The organism is Planktothrix serta PCC 8927, from assembly GCF_900010725.2.
GTDB lineage: Bacteria > Cyanobacteriota > Cyanobacteriia > Cyanobacteriales > Microcoleaceae > Planktothrix > Planktothrix serta.
This window is the reverse complement of record NZ_LR734882.1, coordinates 1-25,000: the sequence shown is the minus strand read 5'-3', so window position 1 is coordinate 25,000 and position 25,000 is coordinate 1. Positions and strand designations below refer to the sequence as shown.

Annotated in this window: 26 protein-coding genes; 5 read left to right on the top strand and 21 right to left on the bottom strand. The window is 38.3% G+C overall.

Annotated elements, in window-relative coordinates:
* Positions 1-142: 142 nt before the first annotated feature.
* From PL8927_RS23475 to PL8927_RS23455, 5 genes are all read right to left on the bottom strand, one after another.
* Positions 143-883 (bottom strand): DUF928 domain-containing protein, encoded by a 741-nt coding sequence (locus PL8927_RS23475; RefSeq protein WP_083625887.1) that lies wholly within the window; start codon positions 881-883, stop codon positions 143-145.
* A gap of 52 nt (positions 884-935) precedes the next feature.
* Positions 936-1,268 carry a hypothetical protein gene (locus tag PL8927_RS23470; RefSeq protein WP_083625886.1) on the bottom strand — a complete coding sequence of 111 codons (333 nt, stop codon included), beginning with the start codon at positions 1,266-1,268 and terminating at the stop codon, positions 936-938.
* A 99-nt stretch (positions 1,269-1,367) separates the two neighbouring features.
* Positions 1,368-3,653, bottom strand: a complete 2,286-nt coding sequence (locus PL8927_RS23465) for a CHASE2 domain-containing protein (protein WP_083625885.1) — start codon at positions 3,651-3,653, stop codon at positions 1,368-1,370.
* Positions 3,654-3,788: 135 nt separating this feature from the next.
* On the bottom strand, positions 3,789-4,718 hold the full coding sequence (locus tag PL8927_RS23460; RefSeq protein ID WP_083625884.1) for a DUF1822 family protein: 930 nt from the start codon (positions 4,716-4,718) through the stop codon (positions 3,789-3,791).
* 64 nt (positions 4,719-4,782) lie between these two features.
* Positions 4,783-5,424 carry a hypothetical protein gene (locus PL8927_RS23455; protein WP_083625883.1) on the bottom strand — a complete coding sequence of 214 codons (642 nt, stop codon included), beginning with the start codon at positions 5,422-5,424 and terminating at the stop codon, positions 4,783-4,785.
* A gap of 102 nt (positions 5,425-5,526) precedes the next feature.
* Here PL8927_RS23455 and PL8927_RS23450 point away from each other — a divergent pair, with 102 nt between their 5' ends.
* Positions 5,527-7,935, top strand: coding sequence for a CHAT domain-containing protein (locus PL8927_RS23450; protein WP_156093306.1), 2,409 nt, complete (start codon positions 5,527-5,529; stop codon positions 7,933-7,935).
* Positions 7,936-7,993: 58 nt separating this feature from the next.
* Here PL8927_RS23450 and PL8927_RS23445 read toward each other — a convergent pair whose 3' ends face one another.
* The 6 genes from PL8927_RS23445 to bchI all read right to left on the bottom strand — a co-directional run bounded on the left by PL8927_RS23445 (position 7,994) and on the right by bchI (position 13,445).
* On the bottom strand, positions 7,994-8,638 hold the full coding sequence (locus PL8927_RS23445; protein WP_083625882.1) for a Uma2 family endonuclease: 645 nt from the start codon (positions 8,636-8,638) through the stop codon (positions 7,994-7,996).
* 41 nt (positions 8,639-8,679) lie between these two features.
* A complete protein-coding gene (locus PL8927_RS23440) occupies positions 8,680-9,294 on the bottom strand; it encodes a hypothetical protein (protein ID WP_083625881.1) in 615 nt (204 codons plus the stop codon).
* Between the two features lie 235 nt (positions 9,295-9,529).
* The gene (locus tag PL8927_RS23435; RefSeq protein WP_083625880.1) at positions 9,530-10,789 is read right to left on the bottom strand and encodes an aspartate aminotransferase family protein; all 1,260 of its coding nucleotides are present in this window, start codon (positions 10,787-10,789) and stop codon (positions 9,530-9,532) included.
* 220 nt (positions 10,790-11,009) lie between these two features.
* On the bottom strand, positions 11,010-11,384 hold the full coding sequence (locus PL8927_RS23430) for a hypothetical protein (RefSeq protein ID WP_083625879.1): 375 nt from the start codon (positions 11,382-11,384) through the stop codon (positions 11,010-11,012).
* A 131-nt stretch (positions 11,385-11,515) separates the two neighbouring features.
* Positions 11,516-12,031, bottom strand: coding sequence for a crossover junction endodeoxyribonuclease RuvC (ruvC, locus tag PL8927_RS23425; RefSeq protein ID WP_083625878.1), 516 nt, complete (start codon positions 12,029-12,031; stop codon positions 11,516-11,518).
* A 322-nt stretch (positions 12,032-12,353) separates the two neighbouring features.
* On the bottom strand, positions 12,354-13,445 hold the full coding sequence (bchI, locus tag PL8927_RS23420) for a magnesium chelatase ATPase subunit I (RefSeq protein WP_083625877.1): 1,092 nt from the start codon (positions 13,443-13,445) through the stop codon (positions 12,354-12,356).
* A 124-nt stretch (positions 13,446-13,569) separates the two neighbouring features.
* Between bchI and PL8927_RS23415 the strand changes: the two genes are divergently transcribed.
* Entirely contained in the window at positions 13,570-14,034 is a 465-nt protein-coding gene (locus tag PL8927_RS23415; RefSeq protein ID WP_083625876.1) for a DUF29 domain-containing protein, read from the top strand.
* Between the two features lie 35 nt (positions 14,035-14,069).
* Here PL8927_RS23415 and PL8927_RS23410 read toward each other — a convergent pair whose 3' ends face one another.
* Together PL8927_RS23410 and PL8927_RS23405 are read right to left on the bottom strand one after the other, a co-directional pair.
* Complete coding sequence (locus PL8927_RS23410) at positions 14,070-14,279, bottom strand: type II toxin-antitoxin system HicB family antitoxin (RefSeq protein ID WP_083625981.1); 210 nt, start codon at positions 14,277-14,279, stop codon at positions 14,070-14,072.
* A gap of 9 nt (positions 14,280-14,288) precedes the next feature.
* Positions 14,289-14,609: a helix-turn-helix domain-containing protein gene (locus tag PL8927_RS23405; RefSeq protein WP_231506125.1), complete on the bottom strand. Its 321-nt coding sequence runs from the start codon at positions 14,607-14,609 to the stop codon at positions 14,289-14,291.
* Positions 14,610-14,936: 327 nt separating this feature from the next.
* Here PL8927_RS23405 and PL8927_RS23400 point away from each other — a divergent pair, with 327 nt between their 5' ends.
* Positions 14,937-15,080 carry a chlorophyll a/b-binding protein gene (locus tag PL8927_RS23400; protein WP_083625874.1) on the top strand — a complete coding sequence of 48 codons (144 nt, stop codon included), beginning with the start codon at positions 14,937-14,939 and terminating at the stop codon, positions 15,078-15,080.
* A gap of 157 nt (positions 15,081-15,237) precedes the next feature.
* Here the strand turns inward: PL8927_RS23400 and PL8927_RS23395 are convergent, their stop codons facing one another.
* The 6 genes from PL8927_RS23395 to PL8927_RS23370 form a co-directional block, all read right to left on the bottom strand.
* Positions 15,238-15,459 (bottom strand): hypothetical protein, encoded by a 222-nt coding sequence (locus tag PL8927_RS23395; RefSeq protein ID WP_083625873.1) that lies wholly within the window; start codon positions 15,457-15,459, stop codon positions 15,238-15,240.
* Between the two features lie 171 nt (positions 15,460-15,630).
* Positions 15,631-16,014 (bottom strand): response regulator, encoded by a 384-nt coding sequence (locus PL8927_RS23390; RefSeq protein WP_083625872.1) that lies wholly within the window; start codon positions 16,012-16,014, stop codon positions 15,631-15,633.
* A 51-nt stretch (positions 16,015-16,065) separates the two neighbouring features.
* On the bottom strand, positions 16,066-18,129 hold the full coding sequence (locus PL8927_RS23385; protein WP_197047535.1) for a PAS domain-containing sensor histidine kinase: 2,064 nt from the start codon (positions 18,127-18,129) through the stop codon (positions 16,066-16,068).
* A gap of 68 nt (positions 18,130-18,197) precedes the next feature.
* Positions 18,198-20,072, bottom strand: a complete 1,875-nt coding sequence (locus PL8927_RS23380) for a response regulator (protein ID WP_083625871.1) — start codon at positions 20,070-20,072, stop codon at positions 18,198-18,200.
* Positions 20,073-20,194: 122 nt separating this feature from the next.
* On the bottom strand, positions 20,195-20,434 hold the full coding sequence (locus tag PL8927_RS23375) for a NifU family protein (RefSeq protein WP_083625870.1): 240 nt from the start codon (positions 20,432-20,434) through the stop codon (positions 20,195-20,197).
* A 113-nt stretch (positions 20,435-20,547) separates the two neighbouring features.
* Entirely contained in the window at positions 20,548-21,198 is a 651-nt protein-coding gene (locus PL8927_RS23370) for a DUF3386 domain-containing protein (protein ID WP_083625979.1), read from the bottom strand.
* Positions 21,199-21,349: 151 nt separating this feature from the next.
* Here PL8927_RS23370 and PL8927_RS23365 point away from each other — a divergent pair, with 151 nt between their 5' ends.
* Positions 21,350-22,513, top strand: a complete 1,164-nt coding sequence (locus PL8927_RS23365; protein WP_083625869.1) for an IscS subfamily cysteine desulfurase — start codon at positions 21,350-21,352, stop codon at positions 22,511-22,513.
* A gap of 39 nt (positions 22,514-22,552) precedes the next feature.
* On the opposite strand, the gene PL8927_RS23360 is transcribed toward PL8927_RS23365, so the two are convergent.
* A complete protein-coding gene (locus PL8927_RS23360) occupies positions 22,553-22,978 on the bottom strand; it encodes a hypothetical protein (RefSeq protein WP_083625868.1) in 426 nt (141 codons plus the stop codon).
* Positions 22,979-23,347: 369 nt separating this feature from the next.
* A complete protein-coding gene (locus tag PL8927_RS23355) occupies positions 23,348-24,229 on the bottom strand; it encodes an alpha/beta fold hydrolase (RefSeq protein ID WP_083625866.1) in 882 nt (293 codons plus the stop codon).
* A gap of 148 nt (positions 24,230-24,377) precedes the next feature.
* On the opposite strand from PL8927_RS23355, the gene PL8927_RS23350 reads away from it, so the two are divergent.
* Positions 24,378-24,812: a GNAT family N-acetyltransferase gene (locus PL8927_RS23350; RefSeq protein ID WP_083625978.1), complete on the top strand. Its 435-nt coding sequence runs from the start codon at positions 24,378-24,380 to the stop codon at positions 24,810-24,812.
* Positions 24,813-25,000: the final 188 nt, after the last annotated feature.

Below are 25,000 nucleotides of genomic sequence, written 5' to 3'. Positions count from 1 at the left end.
TAACAGAAATCTCGTTGAAGAAACCGGGTTTCTGCTGTAATCTTTGTGGCTTAACAGAAATCTCGTTGAAGAAACCGGGTTTCTGCTGTAATCTTTGTGGCTTAACAGAAATCTCGTTGAAGAAACCCGGTTTCTCGGCTTGTTAGGGTTTGCAACAAGGACTCAAGGGTTCATCGGCTAAACTTTCTAACCCAATAGAATTTAATAACTCTTTCCACTCCTGTAAAAGCTGTTGATCTTGAGGTTTTTCCTGTCGCAATACTGCTAATAAAGTTACGGTTTCATACCATAATTTATTTTGAGCATAGACTTGAATTTGTTCTAGGGGTGTATTGGCTTTTTCTAACTGACGGGTTAAGGTTTCATTGAGGTTAATTCGGGCGATCGCCCCTTCAACCTTATCATCCTCAGCCCTTAATCTGGGATTACATTGATAGAAAAATTGCCAACGATATTGTTTACCCACTTCTAACATCGGTGCAGATTGGGGTAACTTAAATTTCACAATTCCAGGGGTTCCTGTTAAAGGCATTCTTTGTTTAAAAATTTCATTCTCCTCTTCATCCAATAACACAAACTCTACGTTTCTTGATAAAGTTGAACTGTAGGGAACATAAATCATAAATGTGGGATATCCTGATAACGTTAACCCGATATTCTGTTTAGGAATTAATGCAGTTAAGGGTTGAGAAACAGCCGGACAATTGGTTCGACCGGAGGAACCTTCACGATCTTCATTAGGTTCACCCCGATCAGGATCTTGAAATTCAACGGCGACTTCTAAAGATTGTGAACCGTGTTGAGCAACCCCGGATTTTGTAGAATTTAATGTTATTAAAATTCCCGCTAAAAGAATAGACAGAACTAACGTTAGTTGCTTCATAGGTAAACGATTAATGGCGAAGAATCAAATTTTTCCCGAATTAGTTTTTGACTCAAATTGAATTGTTAACCTTTTTCCGAGCCGATGAAATGGCAATGCCATTATCAATTGGAGCAATTAACGTTCCTGCACAGGCGATCGCAACTAAAGTACCACCTTTAGAATCTTCGGGAGTAATAATCAATCCTAGTCCTCCTAAAAAACCGCCAATTAGCAATAATTTAAAAAAAGCTGCCCAACGACCAGTATAAATATAACCTCCGATGGGAATAATTAGGCTAATAATCACCGCTAATGCAATACTTCGCTGCGATAATTTAACCATTTTCACTAATTTTTCATCTTGAATCTGTTGTTCAATTTGATTAATTTTAGACTGATCCATGTCCACTCCCTTGATGTTCTGGTTAAATGTAAGGTAAGCCGTCTTAAAATTTCTGGCTTAGTAACTTATTGGAACCAAAACACAGGTTTTACGCAATTTTCAGATTTTTTTATTAAATTGCGATCGCCACACCCAAACCCCCGCACCTACCAACCCCAGCAACGCCGGAATAAAAGGAACCCACATCGCCGCCAGAAACAACCCCCAACACACGCCGTACAAGACTGCGGTTGCAGTTCCCAAAGTGATTATTATTGCGGTGCGATCGCGGGTCAACATAGCCGAAACCCCCCCTAATAGCGTCCAAAACCCGATCCAGAGTGCATCTGTCCATTTTGACCCCACTTTTAACAACGGACGATGATCTAAAACCGCAGACAGAATATGACTAACCATTTGCGCCTGAATCATTAATCCTCGTACTTCTTGATCCTGACTGTAGGGGGTGCGATGACCTTGATCTTTAGTGCTGATAGCATTAACACCGACTAAAACTAATTTATCTTTAATTAGATTGGGATCAACTTCGCCATTAAGAATTTGTGTAAACGTTACTTCCGGGGCAATGGGTTCTGATAATCTATAGTTTAGCATAATTTGATATCCTTTTCCATCCGATTTTGGGTAAAATCCGATATCAGATTCCATTGGTTTTAAAATCAGATTACTCAATTTAATTTGATCTTGTGGCAGGATTTGGGGTTGAATTCCTTGCTGTTTTAAATAATGAAAAGCCAGTTGAATTGCTAAAGAACGATTGGTTTGACATCCTTGAGGATTACTCAGAAATAACAGTTGACGGCGCAGAATTTGATCAGAATCTCGCATCACATCATTAAATCCAACTTGCAGAGGAGGAGCATCGGGCGGAGCAGCAACACCGGAATCATTTTTATCAGGTTGTTTACAAATTAAAAATAGATTATTTTGGGTTTTAAATTGATTTTTTATACTTTGATATCCCGGTTCAACGGGCAGATCTCGATAGAGATTTAATCCAATAGTTCTCGGTTTATATTCAGCAAGTTTTTGTAAAAATTGAGTCAGAATTTGATCAGAAACTGTCCAACCTCTTAACGCTTGAATATCTGCTTCTGAAGCCGTTACTAATAATAAACGATAATCTTGTTTTTCAATTGGACGCGATCGCATCATTTGATCATAAACTTTCAACTCCCAAAATTCTAGCCATCCCCCCTGACGAATTAAACAGACTAAAAGAGTAATCGTTAAACTAATAAATCCGATTTTTCTAAACTCCAAACTTGGCAACTTTTGCAGATTTTGGCGAGGTTTTAAATCTTGCCAACGGACGGGAACAATTGCCGGATTTTGACAAATTACAGGCAACCAACTACCACAGGGAAAACGATTTTCTAAGATGTATAACCGTTCTCTGGCTTGTCGCACAGCTAAATATAAAGATTGACCTTGTGAAAAGGCTTGTAAAAAATGTTTTAAAAATGTTTGCGCCACAATATCAGGCACAGGTTCCCGCATAACAATCGTTTGAGGAATATTTAATTGAGCGAGTTCGGTGGCTAAACCTAAACCATCACAGGAATTAAAAATAGCAATTTTTAAACCGTTTTCAATCGCTTTTTTAAAAGCAGGCAATAACGTTTTAATCGATACTTTATCTTGATGATTAATTTTAAAGTTTCCTGATTCTTCCTGTTCTTGACTTTCACTATGTCCAGCAAAAAAGAGAATATCCCAACCTTTTGTATCCCATAAAGCTTGATCCAGTTGTTGGGGATTAGGTTCGATTAAAAAAACCGTTTCTGTCTGAGGTAAAACCGTTAAAATCTTTTGATCCTCTGCAATATCAATTCCCGTTTTATTTCCTAAAATTGCTAAAATTCGGATTTTGGAACGAGAAACGGGCGGGGAGGTTTTTCGAGTGTATTGGGGTTGACTGAGGGCTAATTCTGCGCGAGGATAATCATGAAAAAAATGCCATAATTGCCAAGGTAAATGTCGCACTTGGAAATCAGAAGTTTCTAAAATAATCTGAATTTCATCAGTGGGTTGTAATGCTGAACGTAACTGTTGATCAATCGTGCGAAATTCGGCAAAATTAAGCCATTGATTAAACTGATAAATATATTGGGTGCAGATTTCCTGAAGTTCCACTTCGGAAACATGGGTAATATCTTCTTGTTCTAATTCAATCCGAGATAGTATTCCTAAAGTGTGATAAAGTTCTTGATAAATAAACCGCCAACGTTGATAAAACCTGATCAATTCTGGTGCAGCAGGTAAACAACCCGTTATTTTAATCGGACGGGGATTTTCTAAATCCGATAGTCGGGCAGTTACTAAAGGAAATCCTGCTGTTAATGAACCTTTTCCTAAATCAATGGTAAGAATTTTTTCGGTCATGTTAGGGAACAGGGAACAGGGAACAGGGAACAGAGAACAGGGAACAGAGAACAGTAAGGAGTTTCTCGTTGCTAGGTTCTACCTAGCAATGCTTAAACCAGGCTCCGCCTGCCGTAATTTGCATCAGTTTTATCCTTAAAAAATAAATCTTTCTGTAATAGATGCCTCCCCTAAACGAACGGTAATACTAAATTGTTCTTCTGGCATTCCTCGAAACCGAGGCAGTTGAATATAATTATCTTGGAAACGGGATTGAACTTCTGATAAAATCTTACCTGTTTCTGATAATAAAATCAATTGGATATTCGGGGGTAAATAACGGTCTGGGGTGGCAGGATATAACCGCACCCTAACCGCAATTTGTCCTTCTGTTTCTGGGGTTAATGCCACCCACAATACAACAGATTGACTCCCCAATTGCATTTTTAAATCAATTAATTTTGCTCCTTGAATAAAGTCTTCATCACCGCGAGATAAACTTCTTAATCCTAAAGCAGGTTGGCGAGAAATAGACTGCCAAAGTCCTTCCCATTCATCTATTAACCATAAACTTAATCGCACAGGAGTTTTAAATTCTGCCCGTTGAGGTGCATTTAAGTTAACTAACAATTCTTCAATGGGTTGTAACTGTGCTAAAGGTAGTATTTCCTGAGTAATAGTTTTGACAAAACCTAAAATTTCTGCTGTTTTTAAGTTATCAAAAATCCGTACCACCACATATCCAATTCGGTCAATTTGTACTTCTGGGGGAATGCTTACAATTTGTTGTTTTTCCCGTACTGGACGACATTCTAAACGTCCCACTCCTGTTATTTGCAAATCAGCCACATTTGCACAGAGTTGAATAATGGGGTTCCAACTATCACTCGCCTCTAATTCCGTTGCAATTTGCATCCATTCTAAATAACAATGAACTCCCCAAACCGCTAATGTATTCAGATAAACTTGTTCTCGTTTACCGCCTTTTGGATGTCGTAACGCAAATTGGGTGGCAATATCCCTCGCTTGCTGGGATATGATCATCGGTAAAGCGTAATCTTCTAAATTAAAACGTTGATTAACCATAATTTTTTTAAAGTGATTTGTCAAAATAATGCAGAAGCAATTTCTCTTTCCTATCCATCGTTAACTATTCAATATATCCCTGTGATCGAGCAAAATTACGCAAAAGTTTGCGACAATTTCGTTCATAAAAGCTACTTAAGGTACTGACCGCAACTCCCAACTCATGGGCCAGTTGTTCCCAGTTGGTTTCGGGCGGGAGGCGACTTAAAATTAACAATTGACAGGTAATATCTGGACGTCCGCGAACGTGACTATTGCGTAACTCTCCGGTGACATCGGTTTGCGCCCAGTGACGAACTTCTTCTAACATTGGGGGAATATCGGGAGGCGCTTCTAATGTATCGATTAAATTAATATTTTCACAGAGGGGAATATCAATAGAAATCGAACGGTTTTGCTGTTTTTGTTGTTTTAAATAATAGTCTTTTAATCGTCCTTTTAGATAAACATTAAGCCAGGTAATTACACTCGCTCTGGCTGGGTCATATTGTGCTGCTGTCGTCGCTTCACAAAGATTCAAGTAAAGAAAAGTCATGGTATGTTGCCATGCGTCTTCATAGTCAAGTGTGGACTCTTGCCACAATTTACGGGATTTTTGAATGAGGCGAATAATTTGGGTAAAACCCTTGCGACGTTCAACACTGGTGGGAGCGTGTTTGCAGGTTTCAGCAATTAATTGGCGGAGTTGTTCATCAAGTCCAGTCATTTCAATTTGGGGTTAACTTTGTTTTGATTAAATAGCAGGGGAAGTACCAATATCAGTTAAAATCTTATCAAATAAAGTCAATATTTTTTTATTATAAAGGTTATGGGACTAAAGGCTTCCGATTTGGGAATTGGTGCGGTTACATTGTTGATGCAATTATACTTGGGCTTAATGATGCCTATGGCATTTGCTCAGTCTAATACTGAGTTAGAACAGATATATAACAGAGCATCAGAACAGATTGATCAAGGAAATTTCACCGAAGCTGTTGTTATATTAGAGAAATTATTAGCGATCGCACAACAACAAAACAATCAATTTTTAGAAGCAACAGCTTTAAATGATTTAGCCTTAGTTTACCGCAATCAAGGCAACGCCAAACTTGCCCTTCAGTTAGCAACAAAAGCCTTAAAAATTTATCAACAATTAAACGATGAACAAGGCATTAGTGTAGCGTTAAATAATCAAGCCAGCGCTTATCTAAGTTTGGGTCAATATCCCCAAGCAATTCAAGGATTTGAACAAGCTTTAAAATTAGTTCAGAAATTGGGCGAAACGTCGGGAGAAGTTAATATATTATCAAATTTAGGTGCGATTTATCAAGCTTTAGGACAGCATCGAAACTCATTATCTTACTTTCAACAAGCCTTAACGGTTATTAAAACCTTAGATGATGCTCGGACGGAAGGAATTCTTTTTAATAATATCGGGTCAGCTTATATTTCTTTAGGGGAATATGAACAAGCAAAACTTGCTTTTGAGCAATCCTTAAAATTAGCCAAACAAGAACAGGATACTCAAGGTATTGGTCAATTAACGATTAATTTAGGGGCAGTTTATGAACGTTTTAAAGATTATGAAAAAGCCTTTATTTTATATCAAGAAGGCTTGCCGATGATGGAAAAAGTGGGAGATTTAGAAGCGGTTGGGCAAGCTTTGAATAATATTGGTTATATTTATCGCATTCAGAATCAGTATCCTCAAGCGTTTGAGTTCTATCAAAAAGCCTTAGAAATGCGCCGAAAAATCCAAGATAAACGGGGTGAAGCGGTAACATTAATTAATTTAGGTGTCGCTGAGTTTGAAGTCGTAAAACTGGCTGAAGCCACTCAAACCCTTTATTCTGCCATTGAGATTGTTGAGTCTTTACGTCCTGGGTTAAGTGATGCTAATAAAGTCTCTTTCTTTGAAACCTTATCGAAAAGTTATGGCGTTTTGCAACAGGTATTAATTGAGCAAAAACAAATCGAAAAAGCTTTAGAAGTTTCTGAGCGAGGTCGAGCTAGAGCGTTTGTTGAGTTAGTAGCGCAAAAGATATCACCGGAAAAATTAACGTCTATTTCTATAAAATCGCCTAACTTTTCGGATGTTCAAAAAATTGCTAAACTACAAAACGCGACGTTAGTTGAATATTCGGTTATTGTTGATCAATTTAAGCAAAATTCTACCTTATTAATTTGGGTGATAAAACCCGATGGTGCGGTGCAGTTTCGGTCTGTTGATTTAACGGATTTAAAGACAGATAACCTTGTTCCGATGTTAAGTCCCGAAGAACTGCCACCGCTCCCTTCTTTAAATGAGCTAATTCGGGGAAATCGTGCTAACCTAGATTCAGAAATTTCAGCACTAACAGCAGATAATGTGACAAATAAACAATTAAATAAACTGTATCAGCTTTTAATTGAACCTATAGCAGATTTATTACCTAAAAATCCCCAAGATCGGATCATTTTTATTCCCCATCAAGACTTATTATTAGTTCCCTTTCCGGCTTTAGTAGATGAACAGGGAAATTATCTAATTCAAAAGCATACGATTTTAACTTCTCCGTCCATTCAACTGTTACAATTAACCGCAGATCAACAAAAACAACAGCCCAGAAATGGGGGGAATATAGCCTTAGTTTTGGGGAATCCCAAAATGCCTAAAGTAGCTTTATTACCTGGTGAAGAACCCCAATTTTTACAACCGCTTCCCGCTAGTGAAAAAGAAGCGATCGCCATTGCTAAACTGCTTCAAACTGAACCGTTATTAGGTGAAAAAGCAACCGAATCTAACGTGATTCAACGGATAGAAAATGCCCGTTATATTCATCTCGCCACTCACGGAATTTTGAGTGATTTAACCGAGTCTGGAATTCCCGGTGCGATCGCTCTTTCTCCCTCGGCTTCCGATGATGGGTTACTCACCTCTGAGGAAATTCTGCGCTTAAATTTAACGGCTGATTTAGTGGTTTTAAGTGCTTGTAATACAGGAGCAGGAACCATTACCAGTGATGGAATTTTAGGCTTATCTCGTTCCTTAATAGCGGCTGGTATTCCGAGTTTAATTGTTTCTCTTTGGAAAGTTCCTGATACTCAAACTGCTGAACTGATGCAAACATTTTATCAGCAACTTCAACAAACTAATGATAAAGCCCAAGCTTTGCGTCAAGCGATGTTAATCACGATGAAAAATTATCCAAATCCTCAAGATTGGGCTGGTTTTATTTTAATCGGTCAAGCTGAATAAGGAAACTTATACAAAAATTCAATATGTTGCTATTGTTAGGGTATTTAACCTTACTTATTCAAGAAGGAATGAACTGTCTAACAAAACGTCTAAAGGCTTTTAATGTTGCAGTTTCTCCATCGATTAAATTTTGACGAATATATTGAGGAATGAGTTCTAAAGGTAGCCAAGGAAAATGTGAACTTTGAGTTAATTTATGATAAGATTGAGTTGTTTTATCTAAAATAAATACTTCTAATTTTCTCCCGTTATAACGCCAGAGTTCAGGAACACCAAAAGCCGCATAAATCGGACGTTTATCTAAAGAACTGCTAGTGATATCAATTTCTAAAACTAAATCAGGAGGCGGGTCTGATTCTAAATCAATATTTTGTTTATGTCTAACTAACGGTTCATTTTCTAAATAATAACAAGAATCGGGTTCTGCACCTTTTAAAAGTTCTTCTCGTTTTAATGTTAAAGACCCCATTTTTTTGAGATTTAGGTTTAATTCATCAGCTATAGCCCGAATTAAATCATCAATAAACCGATTATTATTTTCATGTTCTCCTAATGGGGTCATAATCTCTAATACTCCCTGATCATAATATAAACGAGCCGAACGATTATCTCCTAAATCGTTTAATAAATTAATAAACGTTTTCCAACTGACTTGTTTTAAAAGGGTGCGTTGTTCAGGTAAAAGTAACGTTGTTGTGGTCATTGTGGGTTTACCTCCATCAATTGAGTATAACAATAAATTAATTATTCAGCCAAGCTAGAACTTTTAATCGCATGAATTAAAATTCCTATAATTTTGTTTAAATCATTAATATAATAATCAAGACGATCAATTTTTAAACGATTTTCTTCTAATGTTAAAAACTTCCAATCTGTTCCTGTTGTGACAGATCCATATAGAGTGGGAATTAAATTATTTTCTTGTTGGTTGAACAGTTGGGCTGCTATCATGGCTGATGCACATTGCCCTAAACCGGATTTAATATTTTCATTTTTAGCTTCTATAATAGTAATAATAGGCGAGTTAATTGTAATTTGTTGAGGAGAAAGGGTTAAAATAAAATCACAATATCCATTTAATCCTTGACTTGGATCAACGTTAAATTCTGTACCAGAAAATAAACTAATGGTTTTATTTAATTGTCGCCTTACCTCTAATAAGATGGGCATAATTAACAATTCAGATCGAGCTTTTTCAGTGCTAATGGCGATCGCCAAGGGTAAATTCTCTTCAATAATCGTTTGCAGGAGCTTAGTAGGACTAACAGGATTAATATTCGTAAATAAATCAACTTGATCTTCAATTTTAAGATTAAATTGTTTTTGCAACTGTTTTAAAGTAAAATCATTGTAAGCCATAATTAACTTAATGAAATTGTGACCCCATTTAAGTTTAGTAAAAATTTTAGCAGGGATTGCTATCTTTTAGCTAAATTTTAAACTCTAATTTCTTATTATAACCTATTTGGGATTGCTATATGATCGCCCCAGAAGATCTTGATAACATTCAGGAAAGAGCAAATATTACTATATTAACCCTAAAATATTCCCTACTCTTTTTCGATTCCAGAAAAAAGAATAGGGAATTTTACAATTAAGCTGTTAACTGTTCTAAGGCATTTTCAACCGCTTTTAAGGCTGTATTAACTTCCTCCTCCGTCACAATTAATGGGGGAACAAAACGCAAGACTTTGGGGCCAGCCGGAACTAATAATAACCCGGCTTCCATTGCTACTTTTACCACCTCTGGAGAAGTTAATTCTACATCAGCTTTTAATTCCAAACCATTAATTAAACCCCATCCTCGGACTTCCGCAATTAAATTAGGATATTTTTGAGCAATTTCTGTTAATTTGCTGCGAAGTTGTTCACCCCGTTTTTGTACATTTTCCAGAATATTTTCTCGTTCTAACGTTTGACAAACTGCCAACGCCACCGCACAAACAAAAGGATTTCCGCCAAAGGTAGACGCATGACTTGCGGGTTCAAAAACATCACAAAACGCTTTACACATCATCGCCCCAATGGGAATTCCACCCCCTAAACCCTTAGCTGAAGTGAAAATATCGGGTTCAATTCCTAAGTTTTCATACCCCCATAATTTGCCACTACGACCCATGCCAACTTGCACTTCATCTAAGATTAAAAGGATGCCTTTTTGATCGCAAATTTGACGAATTTTTTGGAAATATGCAAGATCTCCAGGACGCACACCGCCTTCTCCTTGCAGGGCTTCTAACATAATCGCGGCTACCCGTCGCCCATCTTTATCGACATCAGCAATTGTTGATTCTAAAGCTTCAATATCATTATAAGGAACATAAACAAACCCTGGAACTAAAGGACTAAAACCTTTTTGATATTTCGGTTGTCCTGTTGCTGTAATTGTAGCTAAAGTCCGACCATGAAAACTTGCATGGGCGGTGATAATAACTGGGTCTTCAATATTTAATTTCTCATGGGCATATTTCCGAGCTAATTTAATCGCGCCTTCGTTGGCTTCCGCTCCAGAATTACAGAAAAATGCTTTATCTGCACAGGAATGATCGGTTAACCATTTGGCTAATTCTCCTTGCACGGGAATATAATATAAATTAGAAACATGGTGCAAGGTTTTAATTTGTTTTGTCACCGCTTCAATTAAGGCAGGATGGGCGTGTCCCAGGGTACAAGTTGCAATTCCGGCGACAAAATCTAAGTATTCTTTGCCATTCGTATCCCAAACACGACACCCTTCTCCCCGCTCTAAAGCAATGGGGAAACGGGCGTAGGTATTCATGACCTGAGAATTAAAGTCATCAATACTAAAATTACTGCTAACAGGGATTTCTTTGACTAAGGTTTCTGGACTCACAAATCACTCCTGAATTCGGTTGGTATTTGATTCTCAATTTTAGGCTAAAATTTCCGTTTTCGGGGTTATTGTGTTACCGAATATCTAACTTCGTCAGGGTTTATTAATATTTTTGCCTGTTTCCCTTATTTCAAAAAATAGACTCTGCTGATTTTGAGTCAATATCCTTAATTTTAGAATCAATCGGGTGCGGACGTTACCATCCCGTCACCCTGGGATATTAGAATTTATATTCTAAAGGTTCACAAAATTGATTAATTCCAGATTTTACTGCATAAAGAACAACGGGAGTAATTAATAATGCAGGGCATTGATTTTCTGCAATTAAAGCTTCTACCATCGCTTTAATATTGCCTTGAATTAATTCTTCTCGGAAGTCTTTATTACACAAACTCACGCGATATCGTTTCGCTAAACCATCTAACCAATTTTCCGAAGTATCGGGTGATTGACCCACACGAATTGCCATATCTATTGCCGCATCTTCGAGATCTCCTTCACAATCTTCAATTTGATCTAAAGCTTCCAAAGCAACGGAATATTCAGCCAGTTGCGAGCGAAATTGAGCAATTTCTTGAGAAGTTAGAATAATCATAAATAATCAGTTAAACTTCAGGGAATTATAGTAGAGAACATCGGATCTGGGAACAGGAAACAGAAAGAAAAAGAGGGACATAAGCCTAGCTTTCAGCATTAATCTTTGTCCTAACCGTGTTTGCGCGACTGCTATAACTGATATTGAAACATAATATCAGGATCAAACCAAGCGGTTAATGCAACGGCTAAAGCATCCGCAGCATCATCAGGTTTAGGAATTTCTGTTAAATTCAATTCCCGTGCAACCGCTTGCTGAACTTGATATTTATCCGCATTGCCATGTCCCGTCAACGCCTTTTTAACTTGACCGGGAGTAAACTCGACTAACGGAATCTGGTGTTGAGCTAAGACTAATAATAACACTCCTTTGGCTTGAGCAAGCGCAATCGTATTTCCCATCCGATAAAAAAACAGTTTCTCCACAATAGCCAAATCGGGTTTAATATGGGTTAATAACTGGTTAACATCATCATAAATAATACATAACCGCTTCCCTAATTCCGTTTTTGCTGGTGTTTTAATTACCCCAAAATCAATCATAGAAACCGCTTCTTGTTCCTGAGTTTTATCATCAACTTCACACTCAATTGCTCCAAATCCTAATGTTGCCAAACCCGGATCAAACCCTAAAATTATTTTTTTCATAAAATGTAGGGTGCGTAAGCTCCGCGCACGCACCAACAGTAATCAGTTATCCGTAGGGGCGGGGTTCTCCCGCCCATCTTCCGTAGGGGCGGGGTTCTCCCGCCCATCTTCCGTTATCAGTAAAGAAGTTAATCGTTATAGCTGTTAATAATAATGATTAAATTTTGATGATTGCCTCCTATTTTGCGTCTTCTGACCTGATGATTCCTGTCTTAATAAGGGCGGGGANACTATTCTTCAGTCAGTAAGGGTGGGAGAACCCCGCCCCTACGATTACTATTCTTCAGTCAGTAAGGGCGGGAGAACCCCGCCCCTACGATTACTATTCTTCAGGTAAACCAAATACTTGACGGAAAACCTTCTGCACTTTAAAACCAGAATCAATTGTTTCTAACGGATCTTTCCGCAAACGGTGACGTAAACATAAGGTAATTACCCGTTGAATATCATCAATAGTTACTTCTGTTCGTCCTTCTAATGCGGCTAAGGCTTTGGAGGCTCGGTTACTAACAATATCTCCCCGTAAACCATCTACATCTAATTCTGAACAAACTTGAGAAATTTTTACCCTCAAATCATAATCAATTTCTACAGAAGAAAGCAGGGTTTGAGCCTCTACAATTTTATGTTGTAATTGATGTTGATCATTAATATGCTTTTCTAAAAAAACTTCAGGATTTTGATCAAAAGAAGTCCGTTCTTCAACAATTTTAACTCGCAAATTCGGCTCTTTGACGGTTCTAATTTCGGCGTGCATTCCAAACCGATCTAATAATTGCGGTCTTAATTCCCCTTCTTCGGGGTTTCCAGAACCCACTAACACAAACCGTGCGGGGTGACGAATTGAAATTCCCTCCCGTTCAACGGTGTTCCAACCACTGGCCGCCGAGTCTAATAACACATCAACCAAGTGATCATCGAGGAGGTTGACCTCATCTACATATAAAATCCCCCGGTTTGCTTTGGCTAAAAGTCCCGGTTCAAAGGCTTTTACCCCTTCCGATAAGGCTTTTTCAATATCAATCGTACCGCAAACCCGATCCTCTGTGGCCCCCAACGGTAGATCTACCATAGGCACTTTTTTGCGGGACACGGGAACCTGTTGATGTTGACTCAGACGTTCTCGGACGCTATCACTCATCATTTCCGCATCGGTGGGATGACTATTAAAGGGGTCATCGGCGATGACTTCAATTTCCGGGAGTAGGTCAGCTAAGGCGCGGATCGTCGTTGATTTTCCCGTACCGCGATCGCCCATAATCATCACACCACCGATCTTAGGATCGATAATATTTAAAATCAGAGCCAGTTTCATTTCTTCCTGGCCGACAATTGCGGTGAAGGGAAAAACAGGACGACGAGACAGATTGACCGTTGTTTGTGTATCTGTTGGCAGTGCGACAGTTGAACTCACAGTTTACTCTCAATTTCCAATATTACCGTACTTGATTTTTACACATTTGGGGGACAATGAGTTCAATCATCCGTCAACCGCCTGCTGTCATGGGTTCTTGAATTAACTTTAAAGGGTTGGAAAAATGCTTAAATATCTCTATGAAAAAGATTTTCAACTTTGGCTTCAGCAAACAATTGAACAGTTACAACAAGGCGATTTTGCTGCTGTGGATATGGAACATTTAGTTGAGGAGTTAACCGAGTTGGGAAAATCGGAAAAAAATCGCCTGGAAAGTAATTTGATGGTTTTGCTGGCGCATTTACTAAAGTTAAGGGTGCAAAAAGATGCGCCAGAAATGATCAAAGGAAGTTGGTATAATTCCGTTGATGAACATCGTCAGCGTGTTCAAAAGCAACTGCAACAAACTCCTTCTTTAAAATCTTATTTAAAAACTGCCCTGGAAACGGCTTATGTTGATGGTCGTCGGTTAGCAATTAAAGAAGGAAAACGCGCTCAATTTGGGGTTCGTATTCCTAATCAAGAAGAATATCCTCAAATTTGTCCGTTTTCAATTGAGCAAATTTTAGATGAAGATTTTTATGGTTAAAATCCCTAACTAATAAACTGATTTATGAAGATCAACTAGACTGGAATTGTTAAAGGCTTAGGAAGTTCTTTTCCTCTCGCCTGATAATCTTCAATTAAAAGTTCTAATACTTCTTGACCACTTTTTAAGGCTTCTTCGTAGGTTTCCCCGTGAGTATGAGCATAAGGCCCAAATTCAGGTAAACTCACCACATATTTTTGATCTTCATCTGACCATTGAATTAAAATACTATATTGAGAGTTCATTTTTTTCATTTAATTTATAGGAAAGAAAACCGCAGGAGAAACATGAAAAAATTGAGCTAATTCTTCAATATGTCGTTTCGTGAGTTCTCGTTTTCCGTTGAGAATATCCGAGACGATAGATTCAGTTTTAAAAATCGAAACTAAGTCTTTTTGACGTAAACCATTATCTTCGATTAAACTTTTGAGCAATTCTACTCCATAAATATCAGGAATAGGTTCTTGCTGTTGTTCATATTCATAAACTAAAGCGCCTAACACATTCAAATAGTCTTTTTCATCTTGACTCAGTTTCCCCTGATCTAATAATTGATCAATCCTAGTTTGAGTCAATTCTAATTCTTCCTCAGATGTTATAGGGCGCGGAGGAAAACTTGTGAGTAATTTAATGTAATCATTAGAAATTAACATTTTTTAAATGATCTTAGCATAATGCGAAGAAATCTGCAACCTTGATCTTGTAGTTGGGTCAGGTGCGTGCGCGTTGCTTACGCACCCTACGGGAGAACTTCAGTCAGGTGCGTGCGCGTTGCTTACGCACCCTACGGGAGAACAGAGTTTTGGGGATTTGTCAAGCTTTCTTAACTAAAAGTTGCAAACTTGGGAAAGTTGTGTTAACTTTTATGTAGTTGACTCAAGCACACAGGAGAGTTATTAATTATGGAAAGCAAAGACACCAAGTTTGGGTTTACAGACTTCGCGGAAACTTGGAATGGCCGTTTAGCGATGTTAGGATTCGCCATCGGTTTAGCGACGGAACTCCTGACGGGTCAAGGAATTCTGTCTCAACTCGGCTTAATGTAATTTTTCTAATTCTTCTCAAAACACTCAAAGATTCTGGGCGTTAACCTGAGAATCCTTTGAGTAACAATCCCCTAAAAAGCAAGAATCCCTCAAATTTGTAGTGTTTGGGGGATTTTTGTTATTCAAAGTCAATCAATAATTAGAGAGGGAATCAACATTAACCCAAGTTGATTTCTTCCGGCATATAAAATTTGTACAAACGCCACAACCCCAGTACAATTAGTAGTTGAATGCTCCAATGTGCAAATGCAAAACCCCAAATTAAGCAGACAAGGCCACTAACTCCCGCTAACACAAAGGGAATATCGTTAGAGGTTTGTGTATAAATCCAGATGGAAGCCAAAGCAAAGGTCAGAAGCATGATATAGACTGAGGGCATGGTCTCCACCTCCTAGGTGAGTTTCATATAGTCTCCTGTTAGCAGGTGGACTATACTCTTTAAGATAGAAGCAAAATATGAAGATCTTGTGAAGACCGTAGAAATAGTGATAGAAGTTCGTGTTTTTTTACAAAAGTTAATGGTTTGCAGCGAAGATGGGCTTGAAAACCTTTAAGTGAAATTCCATCCCAAAATTTTAGCAACTTGTTCGGCTAAAGTCAAAGGTTCAAAGGGTTTAGTAATTAAACCCCTCACCCCTAATAAAGCGAATTTGCGTTGGTCAGAGGATTGAACTTTAGCGGTGAGTAAAATAACCGGAATTTCCTGAGTTATGGGGTCAGCTTGTAAAGATTGAAAGGTTGCTAACCCATCTAATTCCGGCATCATCACATCCAAAAGAATCGCATCCGGTTGTTGGTTTTGGGCAGTTTGAATGCCTTTGCGTCCCGAATTTGCTAAAAAAACCTGCCAACCTGCAATCATTTCTAAACTGAGTTGGGCAATTTCTCGAATATCGTCTTCATCATCAATCAATAAAATCCGTTTTGTTGTCATTTTATTAAGGTTAAATAGGAAGTAGAAATTTTTGAAAAAGGTTAATAAATGTCAGATTGAATTAATTTCAATGACAGAAGGGTGAGGGTCTTCTCCTGCTTCCGCCAAAACAGGTAAACGCACAAAGAAAGTGCTTCCTTCTCCCAGTGTACTCTCGGCCCAAATATGACCGCTATGTTGCTGTACAATAGTACGACAAATGGCGAGTCCGAGTCCAGTTCCTCCCTTTTGGCGGGAGTCGGACGCATCTACCTGTTGAAAACGGCCAAAAATTGTTTCGAGTTTATCAGCAGGAATTCCTCGTCCTTGGTCTTGAACAGTAATCAAAACTTCTAAGGAAGAAGGCGATCGGGTGGCATTAAACCAAACACAACTTTCTACGCTAGAAAATCGAATGGCATTACTTAATAAATTCGTTAACATTTGAATAATTCGATCCGGTGCTGCCCATACTCGAACGTCTAGGGGTTTCATTAATATCTTCACCCCTGTTTTTTCGGCTATTCCCATCATTTCATTAGTGGCTTGAAGCATTAAATCGGCTAAATTACAAGCTTTTTTATCGAGGGTAATTTGTCCGGCTTGCATCCGTTCTAAATCGAGAATATCATTAATTAAACGAACTAAGCGCGTTGTATTGGTAACGGCAATTTCTAGCATTCGTTTAGCCCGTTCAGGTTGAGTATCTAATAATCCACTGGCTAATAATCCTAATGCTCCATGAATTGAGGTTAACGGGGTACGGAGTTCGTGGCTAACAACAGAGATAAATTCATCTTTCATTTTCTCCATAGCTTGCCGTTCTGTAATATCTTTAAATGTGACCACAGCCCCAATAATTTCCCCTTGATTTTCAATAGGAGTGCTCACATATTCGATGGGAAAAAAAGTTCCATCCTGTCGCCAAAAGACTTCATCAGTGACATGACGAACTTGACCATCTTTTAAGGTAGCAAAAATCTGAGAATCTTGTTGATGATCCGGGTTTTTATGAGGGACAGAAATCGGTTTTTGTTGCCAAGTCTGGGAGGGTATTGGGGAAACATTAATCCCCTTTTCAGTGATTTTGTGCCAATCACTCATCAGTAGTTCTCGCACTGTATATCCGGTCATTCTAGTGGCTGCTGGATTAGCAAAGGTAATTTTTCCTTCTCGGTTTAAACCACAAATTCCTTCTCCGGCTGAATCTAAAATCAATTCATTTTGATGACGCAGTTGTTCTAAGGTTTTTTCGATTCTTTTCCGATAACTAATATCACGGGAAATTGTAGAAAGTCCGGTAATATTTCCCTGAGCATCTTTAATCGGAGAAATCGTTAAGGATACATCAATATGCTGTCCATCTTTGCGAATATGAACGGTTTCATAATGATCAATACTGCCCCCCGATTGAATACTGGCTAAAATTTGGGGCATTTCTTTAAATCTTTCGGGTAATGTTAAAAAGCTAAATAAACGACCTTTAACTTCGGCTTCGGAATAGCCATAAATTTGTTCAGCCCCTTGATTCCAACTCATAATTTTTCCTTCTATGGTTTTGCCCATAATTCCATCTTCGGAGGATTCCACAATCGCAGCCAATCGTTTATAAGCATCTTCTGTTTTTTGGCGTTCTGTAATATCTCGTCCTAATATTACTAATCCTTTGCGTTCTCCATTGGGATTAAATAAAGGAACTTTAATCACATCAAAAACTTTCAAGGTTCCATCTGAAGTTGGGATAATTTCTTCCTGTTGAGAAAGCTGTTTTGTCTTCCAAGCTTGTTCATCGGATTGTTGACAGGCGATTAAGGCATTTCGATAAAGAGTAGTGCCATGAACTTGTTCGACTAATTCAGCTAATTCAGTATCCGATTTTCCTTGATAATCTAAGGTATTGAGTTGAAATAGTTCTAATATGGCTTGATTGGCTTCTAACCAACGTCCTGAACCATCTTTAAAACAGACTAAATCGGGCATGGCGTTAATTAAGGTTTTCAAGCGTTCTGAACTTTCTCGTAAGGCTTCTTCAACCCGTTGTCGTTCTTGAATTTCTTGAATTAATCGTTGATTAACCGCTTGTAAGGAAGCAATAAATTGAGTTTCAGTTTGGGAATTTTGATTAATCATTTTCATAAAATTTTAAGGGTTTTATAGATTTTAATGATCACTTCAAAAAAGCAATTAGAAGGGGGAATAGACCATCAAAATTTTGCTGAAGATTCTCGCAAGCTTTGAGTTCGCCTTAATCGATTTAAAATTCGATTCACCAAAATAGAAGCTTCTGTAGTTTTTGTTAAATAATCATCGGCACCCACCATAAAAACTTGATGTTGTATTTCTCGATTTGTGTGGGCGGTAAGAAACATAATCGGTAAACTTTTCCAACGGGAATCAGCCCGAACAACTTGACACAGTTCAATGCCATCTAAATAAGGCATTTCAATATCTAAAATTAATAAATCTGGGGTTGCTGCTTCGAGAATTTCCCAAAAATGTCGAGGATCTTCTACTGTAAAAGTTTGAATTCCCCAAGGTTCAAGTAGGGCTTGAAATGTTTCGAGAATCTGGGAATCATCATCAACAATCAGGACTTTTGCATTTAATGTACAGCTTTGATGTAAGACATCCATCATGACTTTAATGATTTGTTCTGAAGTCACGGGCTTTTGTAAAAATGCTTGTCCGCCAGATTGAGCAACTTTAACCCGTTGAGTAAAGTTTTTTTCTTCTGTTAAAACAATTACGGGAATAGAGGGGGTTTGCTGAGTGAGTTGGGTTAATAAATTATAGGAACAATAAAAATCAAAATCTAAAAATACAAGGGGAGAATTTTGTTCGCTCAGAGATAGGGATTTTATTTCAGTTATAATCGATAAATCGGTCAAAGTTTGGGTGTCAATTCCTAAGTTTAAAGCGGCTGTTTGTACGGACTGAATTAATAGTTGATCTTGACTAATAATCCAAATTTTATGATTAGATTTGATCGCTAAAGATTGAGGATGAAGTTGTTTTTTTGAGACAAGATGAGGCGGAGAATGGGGGGAGTTATGTTCAACTTCGGCTCGCAGTTTACAGACTAATTGCTGAACCTGGGTAATTTCTTCGGAATTCCAGCTTGAATTTTGACATAATTGTTCGATTTCTCTGGCTAAAACGGAACCTCGTCCTAAACCAAATGTTCCTAAAGATCCAGCGAGTTTATGGGCTTCTTGTTGGGCTTGTAGCCGGAGGGTTTCATCTTGTTTTCCCGCTTTGATAGCGAGGGTAAATTCTTCTAATAAGGTAATGCGATCGCCTATTTTTGTTTGATAGCGTTCCCAAATTTTTACCAGAGCTTGATTGAATTCTGGTTTATTTTTAGTCTGTTTTATGGGATTTTTTTTCGGTTCTGGTTTGGGGGGAGAATCTTGTTTGAGACGATAGCCTAAACCATAAACGGTTTCAATTAAATCTCCCGGTGCTCCGGCGACTTTCAGTTTATTTCTTAATCCTTTAATATGCGCCCGCACCGTATTTTCGGTTGGAGGTTCTTCAAATGTCCAGAGTTGTTCTAAAATTACATCTAAACTAAAAACTCGTTGACGATGTTTAAGAAATAGCTCTAATAATCCATATTCTTTCGGGGTTAAATTTAGCTTTTTTCCCTGATAAGTCACTTCGCAGGTATTCGGATTTAGACAAAGATGTTCCCATTCTAAAGTGATAGAGGTTGGATGTTCCCTTCGGCGTAATATCGCTCGAATTCTAGCCAATAATTCCTGAATATCAAAGGGTTTAACGACATAATCATCAGCCCCCGCATCAAAGCCTTTTACTTTATCTTCTCGATGATTATAAGCGGTTAACAGAAGAATCGGGGTAGTAATATTTTGCGATCGCAATTTTTGACACAAACTAATCCCATCTAACTGCGGTAATCCCACATCTAAAATCATTAAATCATAACTTAATCGTTGTGCCTGTTCCCACCCCGAAATTCCATCCATCACCACATCCACAGTGTAGCTTTGGTGAACTAAAGCCTCCACCAAGATCTCAGCTAGATTCTGATCATCTTCTACTAATAAAACACGCATGAAAAGGGCATAGGCTAGGGGATAAGGATAAGAAAATCTAGGTTTCTATCAGGTTAAAGTTTGTTCAAAGTTCAGGATTTTTAATTCTTGAACTTTGAACATAGGGTTAGGGATGCAACCTCCTAAGCAACGGCTACAACTTCAGAAATTTCAGGAATTCTTTCGCGTAAACGACGTTCAATTCCCATTTTTAAGGTCATAGTCGAACTCGGACAAGACCCACAGGCGCCTTGTAATCGAAGTTGAACAATCGGGCCATCGATTTCAACGATTTCCACATTTCCCCCATCCGCCATCAGATAAGGGCGTAATTCGTCTAAAACTGTCTCTACGTTATCTTCAGTGAGTGCTAATGTTGTCATAGTTTACCTTCAGTGAATTGTGCAGAAATAGTCTTTGGATAGTTTAATTCTAGCGTTCTTTGCAGGGGATTGAAATCATAAATTAATCCGATAGGATCAATCAATGATCTCGATTAAACCGCAACAGGTTCAAGCAATTTGACTTGGGAATAGTTAAACTCCGTTGTCATCAGCTTATCCGCTTCTTTGGAGTGAATAACTTGGCGAGTCATAATGTAATAGTTCCCGAATTTTTCAAAGGTATCTTCAAACTCCAGTTCTCGAATAATTTCTTGAGTTTGAGGGTTACGGAATACCACATCATAACGGCTGGCAATGTAACCTTGATCAGTGTCTAAACTTTCGTGGGTGTTAATCACAAATCCCATCCGACCCATCACACGACTAACGCGGCAAATTTCATCACCCCGAACCGAATAGTTCGACCCCATTGCATCACCTTCAACCAGAATTTCTATCGCCCCCGAATCATCGGTTTTCCCTAAACTAAATTTATTTTTTCCATGCGCTTGTTCAAAGGAATTTCGTTTGCGATGGGTAATAATATCCCGGAGTTGGGTATAGACGCTTTGCTTAACGTCTTCATCTGCAATTCCAGTGACTTCTACACTCAAATCAGGGTGAATCTGAATATGACCTAGGTAGACTTCATCTCCCTGTTTGAGTTCAATATCGGCACGATAACCGGGAAAGTTAGCATCCCAAGTATACCGATGTTCATAAGCAGTCCGAAACAGATTTAAAGCGTTTTTGGGTTCGGTCATATAATTATTAGCCATCAATACCACTTTATTATCTATTATAGGATATAAACGGTTTTTGAGTGATCAAAAATCAAAATTGATTTAAAATTTATGTTAAACTTAATTTAAACATTACAGCATTAAAACTGATCCCTTATTCTTGAAAATTGTCATGTCTCCCCGTCCAATTTATCTCGATTGTAACGCCACAACCCCCCTTGATCCTCAAGTTTTAGCAACTCTGCTTCCCTATTTTACGGAACACTTTGGCAATGCTGCTAGTATTAATCATCTTTACGGTTGGGAAGCTGAAGCCGCTATTAAGCAAGCCAGAGAAATTATTGCCAATGGGATTAACGCCACTCCAGAAGAAATTATTTTTACCAGTGGAGCCACGGAAGCCAATAATTTAGCCATCAAAGGAGTTGCTGAAGCTTATTTTAATAAAGGTAGACATATTATTACAGTTCTGACTGAACATAACGCAATTCTCGATCCCTGTCATTATTTAGAAACGTTGGGGTTTGAAATTACTTATCTTCCTGTTCAACCGGATGGAATTGTGGATTTAGCCGAACTTAAAATAGCCATTCGTCCTGATACTATTTTAGTTTCTATTATGGCAGCCAATAACGAAATTGGGGTACTTCAACCCTTAGCAGAAATCGGAGAACTTTGTCATCAACATTCAATTTTATTTCATACAGATGCGGCTCAAGCTATTGGTAAAATTCCTCTGGATGTTCAACAAATGAATATTGATTTAATGTCTTTAACGGCTCATAAAATTTATGGGCCAAAAGGCATCGGGGCGTTGTATGTTCGGCGTCGCCACCCTAGAGTAAAATTAGCAGCCCAACTTCACGGCGGCGGCCATGAACGAGGAATGCGTTCGGGAACATTACCCACCCCTCAAATTGTCGGATTTGCTAAAGCCATTGAACTTTCCTTATCCCAAATGTTAACAGAAACTCAACGGTTAATACAATTACGAGAAACCCTTTGGCAAAAATTATCAACCCTAGAAGGAATCTATTTAAACGGTCATCCGCAACAACGGTTAGCCGGAAATTTAAACATTAGTATTGAAGGGGTTGATGGTCAAGCTTTATTATTAGGATTACAACCCATTATGGCAGTGTCTTCCGGTTCCGCTTGTACCTCCACAAAAATTGAACCCTCTCACGTTTTAAAAGCATTAGGTCATCCCGATAATTTAGCCTATGCTTCGATTCGTTTTGGTCTGGGTCGGTTCACAACAGAAGCAGAAATTAAACAAGTTGCAGACCATACTGTTAATACAATTCAATCCTTAAGAAGAATTAAACCTCGTTAGGTTTTAACATCAACCGCTAACCGTAAATCGTCAACTTCCCTAATTAGGCTCCCGTTTTTCTAACCAACCTAAAACATCTTCTTCCGAGTTTAAATCATAGGTTTGTCCATTTTTGGGATCATAAATATGCCATTGGATATGACCTAAAGAATTAGAACTTGTCCAGACATAAGGTTCTGATTGAGTGAAAAACGGAGACAGTTTAATCGGTTGATTTAAAACTCGCCAAATCGTTTGAAAAAAATTAAATTTTTCTGTTAAATCAGGGTCGGAATAGTTAAGTTGAAAACAGGTTTTGAGATGGTTTATTTTTTGTTGATCAGATAAATTTTGAGTACAATAGCTGACCAACCCTCGCCACAGTCCACCTTTATAGAACGTTGATGTTCCTTTTTCCGGTGAAGGTAATAAAACGGTATCAGGAATTAACTCTAATTGTCGATAAATTTGCCATTGAGTTTTCATAAAAAACACTCCACCTTAAGAGGGTTCAGACACCAAGGACAGTCCTGACACTCCTGAGAGTGAGTATCAACTCTGTTTCCATCGTGCTGAAACTGAACAAAAAAGCAATCCCCCCTGGTTTCTGCCTATCCTCAAGATTAGGTTTGTTACCCAGGACTACCCCTATAAATATTTTCGCTTCTGTATTTATTGTTACAGAAACTTTTGACATCTTCAAGTGGATGTTAAAGTTTCTTGATATTAATTGTTGACGGTTGACTGTTGACGGTTGACTGTTGACTGGTGACTGTTGACTGTTGACTGTTGACTGGTGACTGGTGACTGGTGCAGACCCCCCATAGCACGTCTCCCCTTCTCCCCTGCTTCTCCTCATTCTTCTATCGGCTCTGCATTCAAAAATTCCCACATATATTGATTAACTAATTCAGGGCGTTCTTGTTGTACCCAATGGCTACAATTAGGAATATATCGAATTTGAAAATCTCGAACATATTCTTCTGTTCCATAGGTTAATTCTTGACCTAATGCGAGATCATTTTCTCCCCAAATCATTAACGTAGGTACATTTAATAAACCTTGGGTTTTTTGAGTGGTCAAAAAACTGGGAAAAAGATTACGATAATAATTCACCATTGCGGTTAAAGCTCCCCGTTTAGCGGCGGCATCTTTATAAATATCTAAGTCCGCTTGGCTAAAGGTATTTTTATCGATTGCCATTTTAGCAAATAGTTCACCAATAACACGATAATCATCCGCTTGTAGCCACAATTCCGGGAAAAAAGGCAGTTGAAAGAAAAAGATATACCAGCTTTTCTGTAATTGATCAATCGTCCAGAAACCCTGCTTAAATTTAGTGGGATGAGGAAGATTCAATACAATTAATTTACTCAACATTTGGGGATAAGTATAAGCAAAACTCCAAGCAATTGCACCGCCCCAATCATGTCCAACTAACACACATTCATCATATCCTAATCCTGCAATCAACCCTTTCACATCTAAAACTAATTCCTTCAGAGAATAAGCAGATAATTCTTTCGGTTTTTCACTCTCGTTATAGCCTCTTAAATCCACCGCAACCACTTGATAAGCTTGGGCAAATTCGGGGATTTGATAGCGCCAAGAATACCAAAATTCAGGAAATCCATGTAATAGCACCATTAAGGGCCCTTCCCCTTGGGTGACATAATGGAGTTTTACACCATTTGTGGTGATAAATTTACTTGTCCAAGTTGCTTCTAAAACTGACATAAATTCCTCCGAGAGTGAATCTCTAATAATGATAACCTTAGATTTAGAAAACCTCTAATCTGGGGAAATTGGCAACAATTCATTCATTAGAAACAAGTAATTGTGCGGATTTTCAAGTCAATTAATGTTTGTTAAGATTGAAATACCAATGCTATTAGAAATTAAACGAGTAACATCCCTTGATTTACCTGTGTTAAATCAATTATATACAGAAATTGATGGAGAATCCCCTCTATCTCTAGGCTACATTGAGCAAATTTTCAAGCAAATTCAACAATTTCCCAACTACAATATTTATATTGCATGGCTCAACGGTGAACCTGTGGGTACATTCAGCTTATTATTTATTCCCCTAATTTTACATGATAGCAAATCTGCCATTATCGATGCCGTTGTTGTCACTTCTGCCTACCGAAATCAAGGAATTGGGAAAGCCATGATGCAGGAAGCCCTTAAACTCAGCCGTGAGGCGGGATGTTATAAAGCCATGCTTTCCTCCAATTTAAAACGTACAGCAGCCCATGAATTCTATCAATCGTTAGGGTTTAAACAACAGGGTTGGAGTTTTAGCCTTGAACTGTGACAGATTGTTGTCCGCGCCGCCAGCCCACCCCGACCGGCAGGGCTGTTTCAAAGTCGGCTCTAAAATGCGATCGCTAAACTCTAAAAGCCTTTTTCTGTAAAGAAAAGGAGGATTATTTCAACAGTTTTGATATTTTCTGTTTAAATGTTGTCTAAAACTTGCCCCAGATCAAAGGTTTAGCGATCGCA

Coding starts and splice junctions, on each gene's coding strand:
- PL8927_RS23370 (WP_083625979.1), bottom strand. CDS start 21,198: ATGACCGAACCCAAAAACGCTTTAAATCTGTTTCGGACTGCTTATGAA.
- PL8927_RS23355 (WP_083625866.1), bottom strand. CDS start 24,229: ATGTCAGTTTTAGAAGCAACTTGGACAAGTAAATTTATCACCACAAAT.
- PL8927_RS23385 (WP_197047535.1), bottom strand. CDS start 18,129: ATGAAAATGATTAATCAAAATTCCCAAACTGAAACTCAATTTATTGCT.
- PL8927_RS23380 (WP_083625871.1), bottom strand. CDS start 20,072: ATGCGTGTTTTATTAGTAGAAGATGATCAGAATCTAGCTGAGATCTTG.
- PL8927_RS23400 (WP_083625874.1), top strand. CDS start 14,937: ATGGAAAGCAAAGACACCAAGTTTGGGTTTACAGACTTCGCGGAAACT.
- PL8927_RS23360 (WP_083625868.1), bottom strand. CDS start 22,978: ATGAAAACTCAATGGCAAATTTATCGACAATTAGAGTTAATTCCTGAT.
- PL8927_RS23375 (WP_083625870.1), bottom strand. CDS start 20,434: ATGACAACATTAGCACTCACTGAAGATAACGTAGAGACAGTTTTAGAC.
- PL8927_RS23350 (WP_083625978.1), top strand. CDS start 24,378: ATGCTATTAGAAATTAAACGAGTAACATCCCTTGATTTACCTGTGTTA.
- PL8927_RS23455 (WP_083625883.1), bottom strand. CDS start 5,424: ATGACTGGACTTGATGAACAACTCCGCCAATTAATTGCTGAAACCTGC.
- PL8927_RS23395 (WP_083625873.1), bottom strand. CDS start 15,459: ATGCCCTCAGTCTATATCATGCTTCTGACCTTTGCTTTGGCTTCCATC.
- PL8927_RS23365 (WP_083625869.1), top strand. CDS start 21,350: ATGTCTCCCCGTCCAATTTATCTCGATTGTAACGCCACAACCCCCCTT.
- PL8927_RS23430 (WP_083625879.1), bottom strand. CDS start 11,384: ATGATTATTCTAACTTCTCAAGAAATTGCTCAATTTCGCTCGCAACTG.
- PL8927_RS23415 (WP_083625876.1), top strand. CDS start 13,570: ATGCTTAAATATCTCTATGAAAAAGATTTTCAACTTTGGCTTCAGCAA.
- PL8927_RS23390 (WP_083625872.1), bottom strand. CDS start 16,014: ATGACAACAAAACGGATTTTATTGATTGATGATGAAGACGATATTCGA.
- PL8927_RS23440 (WP_083625881.1), bottom strand. CDS start 9,294: ATGGCTTACAATGATTTTACTTTAAAACAGTTGCAAAAACAATTTAAT.
- ruvC (WP_083625878.1), bottom strand. CDS start 12,031: ATGAAAAAAATAATTTTAGGGTTTGATCCGGGTTTGGCAACATTAGGA.
- PL8927_RS23410 (WP_083625981.1), bottom strand. CDS start 14,279: ATGAACTCTCAATATAGTATTTTAATTCAATGGTCAGATGAAGATCAA.
- PL8927_RS23475 (WP_083625887.1), bottom strand. CDS start 883: ATGAAGCAACTAACGTTAGTTCTGTCTATTCTTTTAGCGGGAATTTTA.
- PL8927_RS23460 (WP_083625884.1), bottom strand. CDS start 4,718: ATGGTTAATCAACGTTTTAATTTAGAAGATTACGCTTTACCGATGATC.
- PL8927_RS23470 (WP_083625886.1), bottom strand. CDS start 1,268: ATGGATCAGTCTAAAATTAATCAAATTGAACAACAGATTCAAGATGAA.
- PL8927_RS23465 (WP_083625885.1), bottom strand. CDS start 3,653: ATGACCGAAAAAATTCTTACCATTGATTTAGGAAAAGGTTCATTAACA.
- PL8927_RS23445 (WP_083625882.1), bottom strand. CDS start 8,638: ATGACCACAACAACGTTACTTTTACCTGAACAACGCACCCTTTTAAAA.
- PL8927_RS23450 (WP_156093306.1), top strand. CDS start 5,527: ATGGGACTAAAGGCTTCCGATTTGGGAATTGGTGCGGTTACATTGTTG.